Consider the following 15,588-nt stretch of genomic DNA (forward strand, 5'->3'; position numbering starts at 1 on the left):
TGTTCTCCGTGCATACACTACCGCGCGCTGAATCATTGTAGCGCCCTCTCTTTATGTGATTAATTGTCCTAAAGGACTACACGTCAGGGAGCCAAGGCGGGATAATGATACCGCTTGACAGCATTTCAGGCTATCGCGGCCTTCTGCTGTCGGACAGGACGAAGATCGTTCTTTCGACTGGCGTTGCGGAAGACCCCCGCCTTAAAAGTCTCGCGCTCGATCCGGATTGGATCGCCGAGGCTCGGATACGTCGCATCAATCGGCTCACTCTCGATCGCCAATCCTATATCGTTCTGGTGATGACTGTCGCGAGAGACGATCTCCTGATATTCGGCGAGCCACCCGGCGACGCCGTCATCAACTTCCTGTCGAGTGTCGACTTCGCCTGGGAAATGATGGAGCAGCTTCTCACGGATCCTTTCGAAGGCATGATCATCGTCGACGACAAGGCTCGCATTTCCTACATGTCACCCATTCACGAACGGTTCTTCGGATTGAAGCCGTGCGAGGCGCGGGACCGTCTGATAGAGGACGTCGTCGAGGGGACCAGGCTGCATAAGGTCGTGCAGTCCGGCAAGGCCGAGGTCGGCACGATGCAGCACATGCGCGGCTCGGACAGGATCGTGTCCAGGATCCCGATTCGTCGGAAGGACAGGATCCTCGGCGCGTATGGGCGGGTGATGTTCAAAGGACCCGAGCAGCTGGCCATCCTGAACGCCAGGATACGCGCGCTGGAGGGGCAGGTCGAATTCTACAAACGGGAATCGGAGACGCTGAAGTCCCAGAAATACGGGCTCGATAGCATCGTCGGCAACAGTCCCGCCGTCCAGCGCCTCCGCGCGGAAATCGTGAAGATCGCACCTCTGGAGATTCCCGTTCTGATACGCGGCGAGAGCGGGACCGGCAAGGAATTGGTCGCTCACGCGCTGCATCGGCTGAGCCCGCGAAGGGACGGACCCATGATCGCCGTCAACGCCGCGGCGATGCCTCAAACTCTGGTCGAGTCCGAGCTGTTCGGATACGAACCGGGAGCCTTTACAGGAGCCGACAAGAAGGGCCGGAAAGGAAAATTCGAGCAGGCGACCGAAGGCATCATGTTTCTCGACGAGATCGGGGACATGCCGCTCGAGGTGCAGGCGAAGCTGCTGCGCGTGCTGCAGGATAGGATCGTCGAGCGTGTCGGAGGCGACAAGCCACGCCAGCTCGATTTCAGATTGATCTCCGCGACAAACCGGGACCTTCAGTCCTTGGTTGAAGCCGGCAAGTTCCGGCTGGACCTGTTCTACCGGATATCACCCATCGTGATCCAATTGCCTCCGCTTAGGGAACGCATCGAGGATATCCCGCTGCTCTCCTCGAAGTTCCTCGAGAGCATCGCCTACCGCCATGCTCGCCCAGTGCCGTCGATCGACGACGAGGCCCTGACTGCGTTGATGGAAAGACCTTGGCCCGGCAATATTCGGCAGCTTCAGCACGAAATCGAACGCGCCTTTGCGTTCTGCGATGGCACCGCCATCAAAGTCGAGGATCTTACCGAGCCGAAGATTGAGCCTCAGGCCGCATCGCGGCCGACCATGATGGCCGAGACCGCTCCACCTATTGCGGCCGACGGACTCCGGGCGATGTTGGACAAGGTGGAAACTCAGGGAATCCGCGACGCTCTGGTCCGTTACAAGGGCAATAAGAAGAAGGCCGCCGAAAGTCTCGGCATTTCGAGATCCTACCTGTACCGAAAATTGTCCGAAATGAACGACTCGGAGGTCTGAGCCGCCGCGCCGACGTGGAGCTGGTTGAGCGTCACGTGATCCTGTTGTAGATGCCCTGCCCGGTCGCGACCAATTGCCCGCTCGGAAAGCTCTCCGCGACGATCGATGAGAAGTACGTTCTGCGCTCTGCTTCGAGATCCGGCCTGTTGCGCGGATCACGGTGTCACCGGCCTCCGAACGCCCGACGAAGCTGCACGTCAATGAAAGGGTGACCGCTTTCGGAGGAGCGTCTTCGTCCGGAGCCGCAATGGCCCAGAGTCCGGCGGTGTCGAGCATCGCCATGAGCACGCCGCCATGAATTCCGCCGTGCCGGTTGAGGTGCTCGGGGCCGATCTGGATTTCGAACGATGCCTCGCCGGCGCTCGTTCGCGTTCGGTGCATCCCGAGCACGTCTCCGAAATCGAAGCCTTCCGGGAAGATCTCGCCGATCGCGTCCTTTAGCCTGGACGGAACCATACTAGCGTCCAGCTCTTTCGGGGGCGCGAGCGGCATCATCGATCGCGCCTCCTGCTCATGTTCTTCGAGACGACGGCGCGCCGCGGCGGCGCATAAGCCGGCGTGCCGTAGGTCTCAAACAACGCCTGCGTCGTGTCGTAGTGGTTCTCCAAGCCCCCGCGTATGATGCGCTCCAACGGGCCGTCCGGATAACCCAGGCCGAGCTTGCACGTCAGATCCATGTCGGCCTGCGTCGCGAGACCTTCATCGAGGAAACGCAGCGCCGCGTTGTACTTCGGGATCACCAGCCTGTTGACGATACGCCCGATCTGATCCGACGACACCACCACTTCCAGTCCGGCCTCTTTGAAGACTTTGGCAGCGGCGGCGACGGCAGCATCCGAGGCGGACGCCGGCCGCACCAGTTCGACGAGTTTCGAGGGCGCGTCGTCGCCGTTCCGATAGCGGGCAAAACCTAACGCATTCGTGACGGCGGGATCCTCTCCGATGTGCTCCGCGAGGCTCTCGTCGCCGAGTTCGACCAGGATTGCGGCCTTTCCGGGATCGGCGACGAAGGGCGTGCCACAGTGGACGATGACGTCGGCATCCCGATCAGTCGCTCCGGCGAGGAACTTGTCGCCTTCGGCAAAAGATCTGCTCGGCCCGTCCTGGATAATCGCATAGGTCATGGGCTCAGGCTCCATACATCGCGTTGCCTTCGTAGTCGAAAAAGCCCTTTCCGGACTTGCGCCCGAGCAGGCCCGCGGCCACCATGCGCCGCAGCAAGGGCGGAGTCGCAGCTCGCGGATCCAGCGTGATCGGATAGAAAGCCTCGCAAAGCCTCACCTGCGTATCGAGTCCGATGAGATCGATGAGTTCGAGGGGCCCCATCTTGTATCCGAGCCCGGCCTTTATCGCCTTGTCGATGTCCGCTGCGCTCGCCACCCCCGCCTCCAGCGCCCGGATCGCGTCGTTGTTGAAGGGCACCAGGAGCGCATTCAGAATGAAGCCCGGCTTGTCCTGTGTTCTGACCGGTATTTGGCTGCAGGCTTTCGTCCACGCCCAAGCCGATTCGAACGTCTCTTCCGACGTCAGAATGCCCGGCGACATCTCGATCAACTTCATCAGTTGCGCAGGAAGGCAGAAATGCATCCCGACCACGCGTGTCGGCACCTTCGATCCTGACGCGATCTCCGTGATCGAGAGTGTCGAGGTGTTGGAAGCGAATATCGTGTCTTCGGAGCATACCGCGTCGAGGCGATCAAGCAACTTTTGTTTCGTCGCGAGGTCCTCGAACACCGCCTCTATGACGAGATCACAATCTTCCAGAGCGGAAATATCTGTAGTCCGTGACATCGCGCCGACTATGGCGTCGCGTTTCGACGCCTCCAGCTTGCCGCGTTCGACCGACTTATCGAGAAACGCGGCCGACTGCTTTGCGCTCCTTTCGAGAGCGTCCTCCTTCATGTCATAGGAAATGGTTCGAAAGCCCGCGCGCGCCGCGACCAGCGCGATGCCGGCCCCCATGGTCCCCGCAGCGCCGCAGACACCCACCGTCTTTATTGTTCTCGTCATTTCCCTGCGAAACTCCTGCCGATAAGCTGTCGGTGCACCTGATTGGTACCCTCCCAAATCTGCGTGATCTTGGCGTCGCGCATCAGTCGTTCGACGCGGTAGTCGCGGCAATAGCCGTACCCACCGAACATCTGCACGGCCTCGGTCGAAGCACGCATCGCGAGGTCCGACGCGCGCATCTTGGCCATGGATGCCTGGACGCGGAAGTCCTTCGCGCCCGAATCGATGAGGCCCGCCAGATGATCCAGCCAACAATCGGACATCGCGAGATCGGTCGCGAGATCCGCCAGCATGAACTGGTTGGCCTGGAAGTCCACGATGCGGCGACCCGATTGCTTGCGCTCGTTCATGTAGGCCGTCATATCGTTGAAGGCAGCCATCGCGATTCCCATCGCGTGCGCGGCGATGCTCGGGCGGGAGCGGTTCAATGACGCCAGCAAGATCCGAAGACCGTCGCCCGGTTCTCCGATCAGGTTCGCGCGCGGCACACGGACGTCATCGAAGCGCAGCGCGGCAGTCGACGACCCGCGGTGGCCCATCTTGTCTTCCAGGCGGAGGACTTCGAAACCGGGAGCCCCCTTCTCGAGCACCAACACCGAGATGGCTTTCTTCGGTTCGTCGATCCCTGCGAATTTGCCGAACAGAAGAATGCGGTCTGCGACATCGCCGTTGGTGATGAAGAGCTTCGAGCCATCGATCACGATTTGGTCGCCGTCTGGAGTAAATCTCGTCTTCATACCCGTCGCATCGGATCCGGCGGATTCTTCCGTGATGGCCAGAGACGCCAATCCGCCTTCGGCGATACGCGGCAGCAGACGGGCCTTCTGCTCGGTCGTTCCGAACTCGATCAGCGGCTTCATCGCATGGAAGTTCGTAGCATAGATGATGCCGGTCGCGGCACAGGCTGCGGAGATGCGCCTGACGATCGCAAGGTACAAACGGAATGAGGTGGGCGCTCCGCCGAATTCCTCCGGCACGAATACTCCGTTCAGGCCGAGCCCGTTGATTGCCTTGACGTTGGTCCACGGAAATTCGCCGCTCGCGTCGACATGTTCCGCGTTCGGTGCTATCACCTCATCACAAAGCCGGTCGACTTGCGACAGGATGAGCTTGTCATCGTCGCTCCAGTTGCGGCTGCGCTCCAGTTCGTCGAAGATGGACATCTAATGGTTCGCTCCCTGGCAGCCGTCGATGTAGATTGTCTCGCCCGTCAGGAACGCGATGTTCTCCGCATAGAGCGCGCCGACGAGGCGCGCGACTTCGTCGGGAGATCCGGCCCGACCGACCGGCACGCGGCGTTTCAGCCACGCCCGGACCTTGTCGCTCGCGAGAAAATCACGGTTCAGATCGGTCTCGATGTAGCCGGGCGCGACGTCAAGCACGCGAATGCCGTCGCGCGCCCACTCCGCAGCCAGACAGCGGGTGATGGCGCCGACCGCGGCCTTGGACGCGCAATAGGCGAGGTTATCGATCACCGCGAGCTTGTCGAAGAAGGAACCTATGTTAACGATCAGGGAATCGCCCGCAAGCTTCAGATGCGGATAGCTTTCTCGGCAGGCGACCATGACGGCCGATGCGTTCAGCCGCATCGTGGCTTCGAAATCCGACAGCGAGAGCTCGACGGTCCGCTTTGCCTCATGGGCGCCGGCGTTGTTGACTAGGCCGATGACCGGTCCCTCCAACGCGATCTTCGCGATCGCTCCCGAGATCGCGCTTTCGCTCGTCATGTCGCAGGCATAGCCAGTGCCGGCGGCGGTAGCTCCACTCCGGGAAAGACCGGCGACCGCAAAGCCCCTGCGATCAAGTTCGAGCGCGATGGATCTGCCTATGCCTCGGCTCGCGCCGGTAACGATAATCTGCCCCTTACGCATCCTTAAACTCCGGCCTCCGCTTCTCGATGAACGCAGACATGCCCTCGTTGGCATCAGCCGTGGCATATGCCAGCGTCGAGAGGTCAGCCTCGATCTTCAGTCCTTCGTGGACAGGAACATCCAGCGCGCGGGAAACCGCTTCTCGCGCAAACCCCTGCGCCAATAGACTGAAGGATGAGAATTCGTGAGCGAACGACAGCGCGGCGTCGACCACGTCGCCCTCGACGATCCTGTGCAATAGTCCGACGCGCAACGCCTCCTCTGCTCCGACCGTCCGACCGAGCATGATCATCTCCATCGCTCGCGCTTCGCCGATCAGTCTCGGAAGCCGCTGCGTCCCTCCATATCCCGGAATGAGACCGAGTTTGATCTCCGGAAGTCCCAGTTTCACACTCGGCGTCCCGATCCGGAACGTGCAGGCCAACGCGAGCTCCAAGCCACCGCCAAACGCGAAGCCATTGATTGCGGCCACGGACGCAAAAGGCAGCCTGTCAAGTTTCGCGAAGGCCGCCTGGCCGAGCTCCGCCCCACGCTTGCACTCGATCAGCGACCGGTCGCCCAGTTCCTTGATGTCGGCGCCGGCGCAGAACGCCTTTTCGCCGGCACCGGTGACGATCAGTGTGCGCACCTTCCAGGTGCCCACCTCTTTCAGAGCGTCCGATATCTCCTGCAGCACACCGAACGAGAGCGCGTTCAGCGCCTCCGGGCGGTTCAGACGCAGCAACGCACAATCGTCCAATTTCGCGAGTTCGACCGCCATGAGCTAATTCCCGAACTTGCGGGTATCCGGCTTTCGCTTTTCGGCAAACGACGCCGACAGCTCGTGGCTTTCGTCGGTCTCCAGGTACGGCCGCAACAGGAGATCGTGAGAGATGCGTGCCAGGCCGGATACTCCGCCGTGCCGGGCGTTGAACGCGCCCTTGATCGACGCCAGAGCAAAGGGGCCACGCTCGGCGATCTCCATCGCGAATTTGCGTGTTTCTTCCTTGAGCTTGTCATCCGGAACGACCTTGTTTATCAGTCCGATCTCGAGCGCCTCCGCCGCCGAGATCTTCGGATTGCGGAACCACATCTCCTTCGCCTTCTTTTTCCCGACGAGATCCTCGAGATACCAGGTACCGTAACCAGCATCGAACGAACCCATCATGGGGCCGACCTGGCGGAAAACAGCGCTTTCCTTGGCGATCGTGAGATCGCAGACGACCTGGAGGACGTTTCCGCCGCCGACGGCGAAGCCGTTGACGCTCGCGACCACCGGCTTCTGCAACCGATCGATGGACTCGTACATTTCCAGGGTCGGTAGCACCCCGGCATACAGCATGGTCTTCTCCATGCCTTCCTTGCGACCGCCGATGCAGAAGAACTTGTCGCCGGCTCCCGTCAGGACGATGACCCGAGTTCGTGTTTCGCGGCGGATCGCGTTGATGCAATCGCGAATTTCGTGGCACATGTCGACCGTGAACATGTTGCCGTCCTGAGGTCGATTGAGCGTGATCGTGCCGATCGGGCCGTCTTCTTCGTAAAGGATAGTGCTGAAAGACATTGCGTTCCTTTCCGTTTGTTCTTGGGTTGATCAGCGTCGGCTATTGCGAGCCGGCATTCGAATCGTCCGTCGTCAGGCGAATGAGCCCACGAGCGATGAAGGATTGTTTTGGACCGTGTGCATTGCCTTCATCCGTCCATCACGACGACCGCTTTGCCGCGGATCTCGCCCTTTTCGATCAGTTCGAGCGCCCTCGGCAGCTCCGCGAACGAAAACTCCTTCATGATGTACGGCTTCACGGCGCCAAGCCTCCACAATCTGAAGATCTCGTGTTGCACCGCCGCTATTCGGTCCGGGGCCCGATCGCGATAATCGCTCCACTGCAGACCAGCTATCGAGATGTTCTTGACCAGCAGGTAGTTGACCTTGACCGTCGGAATGTCTCCAGCGGCGAAGCCGACGACGACAAGCCGTCCGCACCAGGCCATCGTGCGCAGCGCCGCGCCCAGAAAATCGCCTCCGAGCGGATCGATCACCACGTCGACGCCTCTGTTCTCGGTCGCCGCGAGAACCTGAGCGCGCAGCTGCTCCCTCTGGCTCGGCAACGACAGATCGACGACGTGATCGGCGCCATTTTCCTTCACCAGCGCCGCTTCGTCCGCGCTGCGGACCGCAGCGACCGTCGTCGCTCCCATGGCCTTTGCAAGTTGTACGGCCGCCAGGCCTATGCCGCCAGCCGCGCCACCGACGAGCACATGTTCCCCTGGCTTCAGTTGAGCTCGATCGACAAGAGCGAGATAGGCCGTCTGATAGACCAACCCCATCGCCGCCGCCGCAACGAAGGACATTCCGTCGGGGAGCCCGAATGCCTGTTGTTCGGCCGCCAGCGCCTGCTCGGCGAAGCCACCATACTCCACGTGACAGAGCACGCGATCGCCACGAGCATAGCGAGTTACACCTTCGCCGACATCTAGAACGACGCCGGCGAAGTCCTTGCCGGGCGAGAAAGGCCGCTTGGGCAGCACCTGATATTTGCCGGCAATCACCAGCGTGTCCGGAAAATTGATTCCCGCGGCGCGGATACCCACGCGGATCTGTCCGTCTCCAGGAATGAGATCCGCGACGTCGCTGCACCGTAAACTGGACGGTGGACCATGCTCTAATACCTGAAAAGCTCGCATAAGGCTTGCCTACCCAGCCAATTGTTCGTCATTGTCCGCGCCCAGACGCGGTGAAGGCACTACGTTCGACCCGCGAAATTGCGGGCTTATCGGCACCGGAAGCGCCGGAATCGATCGACCGCCGGCCGAAATCTCTCGTGCGAGCAAGCCGCGGGCTTCGACATGAGGGTCAGCCACCGCATCCTTCAAACTGGCGACGATGGAGCAGCATACGTCCTTGCCCTCGAAGATGGCCCTCCAATCGGCCGCGGTTTTCGTCGCGACGATGCGGCCGACCGCGTCGATCGCCTCACGTGGGTTGGCATCCGACGCGCGCATCTCGGGCGGGAGGCCGATCGCCGAACAGAAGTTTTCCCAGAACTTGTCTTCGATGGGAGCAGCCGCAAGAAAACGATCGTCCGAAGTTCGATAGATTTGGTACCGAGGACTGCCACCGGTCACCAACGCGTCGCCACCGGCGGGCCATTGGTCGGCCGCAAAGCCATTGCCCAAGCCCCAGTACGCCAAGCTCAGCAGATTTTCTCCCATCGAAACGTCAAGATACGCGCCCTCGCCCGTCTTCTCGCGCCTGTGCAGCGCCAGCAGGATGTTCGTTACTGCCGGGTAGGCGCCGCCGGCGAGATCGGCGATCAGCACCGGCGGGATCACCGGCGCGCCGTTCGCGCCCGCGCTCAGGCCGAGGATACCCGACTCGGCGAGATAATTGAGGTCGTGTGCCGCCATCATCGCCTTCGGACCGGTTTGCCCCCATCCGCTGATCGCGCAATAGATCAGATGCGGATTGATGGTCTTGAGCGCTTCGTACCCCAAGCCCAGGCGGTCCATCACCCCGGGGCGAAACTGCTCGATCAAGACGTCAGCCTCGGCGACGAGCGGACGCAAGCGTTCGAGCGCGTCGGGGGCCTTGAGATCGATAGCGACGCTGCGCTTACCCGCGTTGAGCAATGCGAAGTTGACGCTGTCGTCGCCGAACTTCGGCAGGTAGCTCCGCATCTCGTCTCCGCGACCGGGTCGTTCGATCTTTACGACATGCGCACCCGCCTCGGCCAAGATCAGGCTCGCGAACGGACCCGGAAGCAACGTGCTGAAATCGACAACTCGGATACCTTCGAGGGGACGCATGTTGTTAAGGTTCCCTGCTTGAAACCGATCACGCCGTGCGCGCAGCGACCGTGGCCCGGATGGGCTGGGGCTGCAGTTGATTGCGCTGTACTTGGAGAATTAGCTCGCGCTTCATAATCTTTCCGCTCGCGGTCAACGGAAACTCTTCGACCCGCAGGAAGTATTCCGGCATGTCGTATTTCGAGAGACCTTCACGACGGAAGTGATCCATCAGATCCTTCGGTTCAACCAGACCTGATACTGCGATGCAAACGCGCTCGCCCAAACGATCGTCCGGAACAGGGAAGGCGGCAACGCGACCCACGGCCGGATGGCGGAGAGCAATCGCCTCTATGTGCGACGGATAGATGTTGTGGCCGCCCCGGATGATCAGGTCCTTCAGTCTCCCTTCGATCCGGAGGTTGCCGCTGGCGTCCATGACGCCAAGATCGCCGGACAAGAACCAGCCGCTGCTGTTGAAACTACCTTCCGTCACGGTCTGGTTGCCAAGATAACCCAGCATGAGCGCGGCACCTCGGCCGCCGATGTGCCCTAGCTCGCCAGGTCGCACTTCCTTATCGGGGTCGGCCGGATCGAACAACTTCACCTCGTACGATTTGCCGCCACGCCCACAGGTATTCACGATGATCTCCGCGGAGTCGCCGGGATGGGTGTACTGATGCGAGGAGCTTTCGGTCATGCCGTAAACATTCTGCGGTGTGATGCCCTGGCTAACGAATGCGGCTGCCACACTCGGCGGAATGGGAGCGCCGGCCATGTAGAAGGTTTTGACGGAGCCGAGTCTCTCGAGGCCGGCCTCCCGCTGTTCGGCGAGAATGTCCATCGCGTGCGTGGGCACGCCGAGGATATAATCGGCGCGTGTCGTCTCGATCCAATCGAGGCGGCTCATGCCGGGCGGCGGATCGGCGGTCACGAACCGTCCGCCAGCCAACAGCCACTGCGCCACCCCTACCCACGCGATGTGGTGCGACAGAGGCGAGAGGGAAAGCAGCACCGTACCGGGGCCTCGTTTCCAATCCTCGACCAGGTCCCGCGCGTTCGCGAGCAGGGTATTGTCCGAGTGCATGACGCATTTCGGTGCGCCGGTCGTCCCGGACGTGAACGCAAGGTACGACACTTTGTCGGGATCGGTGCACGGCGGAGTATTGTTGCTCGCCGGCGCGGGAAAGGTTTCGGGCGTGTAGACGACCTTCAGGCTGCTAATTCGGACGAGAACGGAATCGAAATCCGCCGTAGCGCGATCGGTCCCCCAACCATCTTCAGTCAGAAGCGCTCTCGCCGAAAGCGTCCTGATCAATTCACCTACTTCCGCACAAGTGTAGGTCTTGTGAACAGACGGATTGCAGGCAATGCCTTCGCGAGCGCAAGCCAGGAACGTGACGATGGCCTCGGCGCGGTTCGAGAGCCAGATCATCACCCGGTCGCCTCCGACCAGGCCATATTCGCGCAGGTTGACGGCGACCCCATCGGTCCAATTCTTGAGTTCGCTCCACGTCAGCGTTCGGCGCGCGTCCTGCAACGCGGCAGAATTGGGTCGCTCGGCTGCATGATGGCTCAGCAGGTCGTAAAAGGTGTCCTGGCGCCATGCGCCGGAGCCGTAGAAGCACTTTGCGTCTGCAGGGCGATGGAGGGTCAGGTACGGTTTCATCCCAATCTCGCTAAGCGGCGTTCGTTGAACGAATTTGGAGGTGGCTGACCAATTCATCAGCAACACCTGTGCCATCCCGACACCTCTAGTGCCGGGATGGCGAAGGGCATGTTTTCTCGATTGTCTTGGGAATGATCTTCAGGCGATACCCCCAGCGCAGGCCTGCGACTCCCGCAACCGTCCTCGTCGTATCCACGTTGTCCTCGGCGAAGACACATCGGAATGCTGCCCGCACACACAGCCGTCGGCAGCCGCTTCCTCGGTCTATTTCTTGATGAGCGGGCATTCGCTTTCGGACAGCGGTCGATAGGCCTCGTCTGCCGGGATGGTCGCTACGACCTTCATGAGATCCCACTCGCTCTTGGATTCGGATGGTTTCTTAGCCTGAAGCAGGTACATGTCGCGCATCATCCGCCCATCGTCGCGGATGCTGCCGTGCTTGGTCATGAAATCTTCCACCGGGAGCTTTTTCATCGCGGCCACAACCGCCTTGGCGTCATCAGTGCCGGCCTCCCTCACTCCCTTAAGATAATGGAGCGCAGCGCTGTAAATTCCAGCCTGAAAGGATGTCGGAGGCTTGCCGTGACGTTCCGCGAACCGCTTGGAGAACGCTCGCGTCTCTTCGTTTTGGTCCCAATAGAAAGCTTCGGTGAACAACAGACCCTGGGCCGCTTCCAACCCTAGCGAGTGGATGTCGGTCAACAGAACCAGCATGCCGGCCATCTTCTGCCCGCCAGCGATGATCCCGAAATCCGCCGCGCCCTTGATCGCGTTGATCGTATCGGATCCCGCATTGGCTAGGCCGATCACCTGGGCCTTCGAGGACTGAGCTTGCAGGAGAAATGAAGAAAAATCAGATGAGTTCAACGGAACGCGCACCGCGCCGAGCACCTTGCCTCCTTTCTTCTTGACGACCGCCGCCGTATCGGCCTCCAACGCATGTCCGAAGGCATAATCTGCCGTGAGGAAAAACCAGCTATCCCCGCCTCCGTTCGCTATGACCGCGTTGGCCGTGCCGTTCGCCAAAGCATAGGTGTCATAAACCCAATGCATTCCGAGCGGGGAGCACGATTTCCCCGTGAGAGCGGTCGACCCTGCCGACGTGGTAATCGAAATCTTCTTTTTCTCTTGCGTGATGCCTTGGACCGCGAGGGCAACCGCCGAATTGCCCAGCCCCATGATCACGTCTACATTCTCCACGTCGTACCAACGTCTGGCGATCGCAAGGCCCACATCCGCCTTGTTCTGAAGGTCGGCGGACACGACATCAATCGGCTTTCCGTTCACCTGACCACCGAAGTCTTCGACCGCCATCTTGACCGCCACGACGTCGCCCGGTCCCTGAATGTCCGCGTACGGGCCCGACATATCGTCCATCACGCCGATCTTGACGACACCGTCGGAAATCTGAGCGTGCGCCGGCGATGCCAAACAGAGGACTAGACTGGTCACCAGGACACAGATGCGACGTCTATTCATTCCATCCTCATTCTAGCTCGATATTCCACCCTACCTTTAGCAAAGAGAATGCCAGCGCCGGGAGGCCCAAGATTTTGAAGTCGCGGGGTGGCCAGCCTAACGAAAAGTGACCGCGCGAAGGACAAATGTCTTCTAAGACAACACTCAGAGACTGTCGGCCGGGTGAGGAAATATCGCGGGGTTGCCCCACCAATGCGTGCGGTAAGCCCTCTCACGCTCAGGATATGGATCGAAAGAGCCAGGTTCGCACAACTTGCGATCCCGGCAAGTCTAGCTCCAGCGGTTGGCTCTATTGTTGCCGGCGCAAGTCCTCCGGGAATGTCCGAAATTCTGTGTAAGCGATTTCTGTGAAGGTTGAAGTTGGTGTTTAAGGCATTGAAGATTGGCATCAACCGCATGGCGGACAATTCTGCTTGGCCGGACCGAGCGGTCAAGCCGCGCAGCGGCGCGCCGCAGGAGCTTGACGGCCAAGGTTCGGACCAAGCGATCATCGTCGGCGCCGTGATGTCGATTGTGCTCATCAGCGGGCGGTTCCTGGAAACCGAGCGCCAAAGTGGATGGCGAACTGGCCCATTGCGGCGGTCCACTCGACCGGCCGCCGCCAATGAACGCCGGCGTTCCTGATGGCGAGGAACATCAGTTTGAGCGCCGCCTCGTCGGGTCGGGAAGCTGGCGGGGGTCTTGATGATCTTGCGCAGCGAACGATGCAGCGCCTCGACCGCATTGGTCGTGTAGATCATCTTGCGGATGCTTGGAGCGAAGGCGAAGAATGGCACCACATGCTCCACGCATTGCGCCAGATCTGGCCGATTGCGGGATAGCGCTTGCCCCATTCGGCCTCGAACTCCGCAAGCCTGAGCGCCGCCGCGTCGGCGCTCTCGGCCCGATAGATCGTCTTGATCGAGGGCAGGATCGCCTTACGGTCCTTCCAGGAGACGAAGGCAAGGCTGTTGCGGATCAGGTGCACGATGCAGTCTGCACCAGGGTCTGCGGGTAGACCGAGGTGATCGCTTCCGGAAAGCCCTTCAGCCCGTCGACCACGGCGATCAGGATGTCGTTGACGCCACGTGTCTTGAGTTCGTTGACGACCCGCAACCAGAACTTGGCGCCTTCGGTCTGCTCGATCCAGAGCCCGAGCACGTCCTTCTCGCCGTCGCTGTTGTAGGCCAGCGCGGCGTAACTGCCTTGTTCTTGACCAGGCCCTAGTCACGAATTTTGACCCGCATCGCATCGAAGAACACGATCGCGTAGACGCGTCGAGCGGCCGGCTCTGCCATTCCCGAACCTCATCGAGGACGGCGTCGGTCACCCGGCTGATCATATCGGGCGAGACCTCGGTGCCGTAGAGCTCGGCCAGGTGGCCTTGGATCTCCCGCACCGTCATGCCGCGGGCGTAGAGGCTTAGGATCTTGTCGTCGAAGCCATCAAACCGGGTCTGCCCCTTGGTGACGAACTGCGGCTCGAAGCTGCCTGCTCGGTCAGCTCCGCGCCGAGCGCACGCTCAATCAAGGCCTTCTTGAGCTGTTTGAACAGCCCGTTCTCGCCAGTCAGGTCCTCTGGCTTGCTGTAGTTCGCCAGAAGCTGGTCAAGCAGTTCAGGAGTGATCGTCGAATCAGTCCTCATGTGAGTCTCCCCTCAAAGGTAAACTCACATACTTATACATCCTTCTGGACACCCTCGCGACTTGCTCGGCAAGGTGAGGCTGGCCGAAACAGGTCGCAGCCAACTTGGGCCACCTTAACTTTTCTTGCGTCGAAGCTTTTCGATCAGTCTGCGCTGCTCCTCGATGTCCTCGCTTTGGCTCTTCTTTGTTGGCCATTATTAGTCGCCCGAACGATCTGCCCGCACTGGGACTTGAATCCCGCAGGTAGACGTCTTTAGGTTCCAACCCGCTCCAACAGATCGTGCCCCGTTGCGTGGTGTAGCTGGCGGCGGGAGACCGCGTTCACCGGCAAGAGCCGGGGCAGGTCAGCTGGCGATCGCCGGAAGGCTGACGGTGGGATCATCGCTCAATGGCGCGATGGTTTCCAGCGTCATGTAGCGGGCGCGCTGGACGGCCCATTCATCGTTTTGCTCGAGCAGGATCGCGATGAGGCGAACGATGGCATCTTCATTGGGGAAGATGCCGACGACCTCGGTCCGGCGCTTAATCTCGCCGTTCAGGCGTTCGATCGGATTGGTCGAGCGGGAAGGTCATGTAGGCTAGCACATCGGTCTCGGCCTCGTCCAGGAAGCCGGCAAGCTTGGGCAGCTTGGGACGGAGCTGGTCAGCGACCTTGCGCCACTGCATGCGAGCGGGCCTCGGCATCGTCCTGGGCGAACGCGGTGGCGATGAAGGCGGAGACGACGCGCCGGCCGCTCTTGCCGGCATGGGCCAGTGCGTTGCGCATGAAGTGGACGTGGCACCGCTGGCCAACTGGCATTGAGCACCTTGGCGACGGTGGCCTTGATACCCTCATGGGCTTCGGAGACAACCAACTTGACACCACTCAAGCCGCGGCGGCGAGCTTGCGCAGGAACGCCGTCCAGAACGTCTCGGCCTCGGACGGGCCAATGTCCATGCCGAGAACTTCGCGCCGGCCGTCGCTGTTGACGCCGACCGCGACGATGACTGCGACCGACACGATGCGGCCATTCTGGCGCACCTTCACGTAGGTAGCATCGATCCACAGATACGGCCAGTCACCCTCGATCGGACGGGCGAGGAACGCCTTCACCTTGTGGTCGATCTTCGCACAGAGCGGGCTTACCTGGCTCTTGGAGATGCCACTCATCCCCATCGCCTGCACCAGATCGTCGACCGAGCGGGTCGAAACGCCTTGCACATAGGCTTCCTGGACCACGGCGGTGAGCGCCTTCTCTGCCATCCGGCGCGGCTCCAGGAAACCCGGGAAGTAGGAGCCCTTGCCCAGCTTGGGGATGCGAAGCTCGACGGTGCCGGCCCGGGTTTCCCAGATCCGGTCGCGGGGTAGCCGTTGCGCTGGGCCAGACGCTCGGGGTTCTTCTCGCCGTAGGCTGCACCGGCCTG

15 protein-coding genes and 3 pseudogenes are annotated in these 15,588 nt (G+C 61.0%); 3 read left to right on the forward strand and 15 right to left on the reverse strand.

Going from position 1 to position 15,588, the window contains the following annotated elements; all coding sequences use genetic code 11:
• Positions 1-104: 104 nt before the first annotated feature.
• Positions 105-1,766 (forward strand): sigma-54 interaction domain-containing protein, encoded by a 1,662-nt coding sequence (locus K408_RS39235; RefSeq protein WP_024342788.1) that lies wholly within the window; start codon positions 105-107, stop codon positions 1,764-1,766.
• 186 nt (positions 1,767-1,952) lie between these two features.
• Here the strand turns inward: K408_RS39235 and K408_RS44420 are convergent.
• Positions 1,953-2,105: pseudogene (locus K408_RS44420) on the reverse strand (PaaI family thioesterase); the annotation flags it as partial.
• Between K408_RS44420 and K408_RS43645 the strand changes: the two are divergent.
• The gene (locus K408_RS43645) at positions 2,061-2,207 is read left to right on the forward strand and encodes a hypothetical protein (RefSeq protein WP_245265961.1); all 147 of its coding nucleotides are present in this window, start codon (positions 2,061-2,063) and stop codon (positions 2,205-2,207) included. The pseudogene K408_RS44420 and the gene K408_RS43645 sit on opposite strands and share 45 nt — an antisense overlap.
• Positions 2,208-2,257: 50 nt before the next feature.
• Here K408_RS43645 and K408_RS0130415 read toward each other — a convergent pair whose 3' ends face one another.
• The 10 genes from K408_RS0130415 to K408_RS0130460 form a co-directional block, all read right to left on the reverse strand.
• Positions 2,258-2,890 (reverse strand): 3-hydroxyacyl-CoA dehydrogenase family protein, encoded by a 633-nt coding sequence (locus K408_RS0130415; RefSeq protein ID WP_024342787.1) that lies wholly within the window; start codon positions 2,888-2,890, stop codon positions 2,258-2,260.
• A 4-nt stretch (positions 2,891-2,894) separates the two neighbouring features.
• A complete protein-coding gene (locus tag K408_RS0130420) occupies positions 2,895-3,776 on the reverse strand; it encodes a 3-hydroxyacyl-CoA dehydrogenase family protein (protein WP_024342786.1) in 882 nt (293 codons plus the stop codon).
• Positions 3,773-4,939 (reverse strand): acyl-CoA dehydrogenase family protein, encoded by a 1,167-nt coding sequence (locus K408_RS0130425; RefSeq protein WP_024342785.1) that lies wholly within the window; start codon positions 4,937-4,939, stop codon positions 3,773-3,775. The genes K408_RS0130420 and K408_RS0130425 overlap by 4 nt, the downstream gene beginning before the upstream one ends.
• Positions 4,940-5,647 carry an SDR family NAD(P)-dependent oxidoreductase gene (locus K408_RS0130430; protein WP_024342784.1) on the reverse strand — a complete coding sequence of 236 codons (708 nt, stop codon included), beginning with the start codon at positions 5,645-5,647 and terminating at the stop codon, positions 4,940-4,942. It lies immediately after the preceding gene.
• Positions 5,640-6,407, reverse strand: coding sequence for an enoyl-CoA hydratase/isomerase family protein (locus K408_RS0130435; protein ID WP_024342783.1), 768 nt, complete (start codon positions 6,405-6,407; stop codon positions 5,640-5,642). Before K408_RS0130435 ends, K408_RS0130430 begins: the two co-directional genes overlap by 8 nt.
• Before the next feature lie 3 nt (positions 6,408-6,410).
• Positions 6,411-7,190, reverse strand: a complete 780-nt coding sequence (locus K408_RS0130440) for an enoyl-CoA hydratase-related protein (RefSeq protein ID WP_024342782.1) — start codon at positions 7,188-7,190, stop codon at positions 6,411-6,413.
• Positions 7,191-7,318: 128 nt separating this feature from the next.
• On the reverse strand, positions 7,319-8,311 hold the full coding sequence (locus K408_RS0130445; RefSeq protein WP_024342781.1) for an NADPH:quinone oxidoreductase family protein: 993 nt from the start codon (positions 8,309-8,311) through the stop codon (positions 7,319-7,321).
• 9 nt (positions 8,312-8,320) lie between these two features.
• Entirely contained in the window at positions 8,321-9,433 is a 1,113-nt protein-coding gene (locus K408_RS0130450) for a CaiB/BaiF CoA transferase family protein (RefSeq protein WP_024342780.1), read from the reverse strand.
• Positions 9,434-9,461: 28 nt separating this feature from the next.
• Entirely contained in the window at positions 9,462-11,156 is a 1,695-nt protein-coding gene (locus tag K408_RS0130455) for a class I adenylate-forming enzyme family protein (RefSeq protein ID WP_245265959.1), read from the reverse strand.
• A gap of 189 nt (positions 11,157-11,345) precedes the next feature.
• Positions 11,346-12,560, reverse strand: coding sequence for an ABC transporter substrate-binding protein (locus K408_RS0130460; protein ID WP_024342778.1), 1,215 nt, complete (start codon positions 12,558-12,560; stop codon positions 11,346-11,348).
• A 360-nt stretch (positions 12,561-12,920) separates the two neighbouring features.
• Here K408_RS0130460 and K408_RS42945 point away from each other — a divergent pair, with 360 nt between their 5' ends.
• The gene (locus tag K408_RS42945) at positions 12,921-13,184 is read left to right on the forward strand and encodes a hypothetical protein (protein ID WP_196232426.1); all 264 of its coding nucleotides are present in this window, start codon (positions 12,921-12,923) and stop codon (positions 13,182-13,184) included.
• Here the strand turns inward: K408_RS42945 and K408_RS44005 are convergent.
• From K408_RS44005 to K408_RS44435, 4 genes and pseudogenes are all read right to left on the reverse strand, one after another.
• Positions 13,081-14,183 (reverse strand): annotated as a pseudogene (locus K408_RS44005) (IS256 family transposase). The gene K408_RS42945 and the pseudogene K408_RS44005 sit on opposite strands and share 104 nt — an antisense overlap.
• A gap of 345 nt (positions 14,184-14,528) precedes the next feature.
• A complete protein-coding gene (locus K408_RS44425; RefSeq protein ID WP_366864308.1) occupies positions 14,529-14,732 on the reverse strand; it encodes a transposase in 204 nt (67 codons plus the stop codon).
• Positions 14,707-14,850 (reverse strand): hypothetical protein, encoded by a 144-nt coding sequence (locus tag K408_RS44430; protein WP_283805292.1) that lies wholly within the window; start codon positions 14,848-14,850, stop codon positions 14,707-14,709. Before K408_RS44430 ends, K408_RS44425 begins: the two co-directional genes overlap by 26 nt.
• Positions 14,828-15,517, reverse strand: a pseudogene (locus tag K408_RS44435) (IS256 family transposase). The gene K408_RS44430 and the pseudogene K408_RS44435 overlap by 23 nt, the downstream one beginning before the upstream one ends.
• Positions 15,518-15,588: the final 71 nt, after the last annotated feature.

The sequence above is a fragment of the Bradyrhizobium sp. in8p8 genome, from assembly GCF_000426845.1.
GTDB lineage: Bacteria > Pseudomonadota > Alphaproteobacteria > Rhizobiales > Xanthobacteraceae > Bradyrhizobium > Bradyrhizobium japonicum_C.

Coding starts and splice junctions, on each gene's coding strand:
- K408_RS39235 (WP_024342788.1), top strand. CDS start 105: ATGATACCGCTTGACAGCATTTCAGGCTATCGCGGCCTTCTGCTGTCG.
- K408_RS43645 (WP_245265961.1), top strand. CDS start 2,061: ATGAATTCCGCCGTGCCGGTTGAGGTGCTCGGGGCCGATCTGGATTTC.
- K408_RS0130415 (WP_024342787.1), bottom strand. CDS start 2,890: ATGACCTATGCGATTATCCAGGACGGGCCGAGCAGATCTTTTGCCGAA.
- K408_RS0130420 (WP_024342786.1), bottom strand. CDS start 3,776: ATGACGAGAACAATAAAGACGGTGGGTGTCTGCGGCGCTGCGGGGACC.
- K408_RS0130425 (WP_024342785.1), bottom strand. CDS start 4,939: ATGTCCATCTTCGACGAACTGGAGCGCAGCCGCAACTGGAGCGACGAT.
- K408_RS0130430 (WP_024342784.1), bottom strand. CDS start 5,647: ATGCGTAAGGGGCAGATTATCGTTACCGGCGCGAGCCGAGGCATAGGC.
- K408_RS0130435 (WP_024342783.1), bottom strand. CDS start 6,407: ATGGCGGTCGAACTCGCGAAATTGGACGATTGTGCGTTGCTGCGTCTG.
- K408_RS0130440 (WP_024342782.1), bottom strand. CDS start 7,190: ATGTCTTTCAGCACTATCCTTTACGAAGAAGACGGCCCGATCGGCACG.
- K408_RS0130445 (WP_024342781.1), bottom strand. CDS start 8,311: ATGCGAGCTTTTCAGGTATTAGAGCATGGTCCACCGTCCAGTTTACGG.
- K408_RS0130450 (WP_024342780.1), bottom strand. CDS start 9,433: ATGCGTCCCCTCGAAGGTATCCGAGTTGTCGATTTCAGCACGTTGCTT.
- K408_RS0130455 (WP_245265959.1), bottom strand. CDS start 11,156: ATGGCACAGGTGTTGCTGATGAATTGGTCAGCCACCTCCAAATTCGTT.
- K408_RS0130460 (WP_024342778.1), bottom strand. CDS start 12,560: ATGAATAGACGTCGCATCTGTGTCCTGGTGACCAGTCTAGTCCTCTGT.
- K408_RS44430 (WP_283805292.1), bottom strand. CDS start 14,850: ATGCAGTGGCGCAAGGTCGCTGACCAGCTCCGTCCCAAGCTGCCCAAG.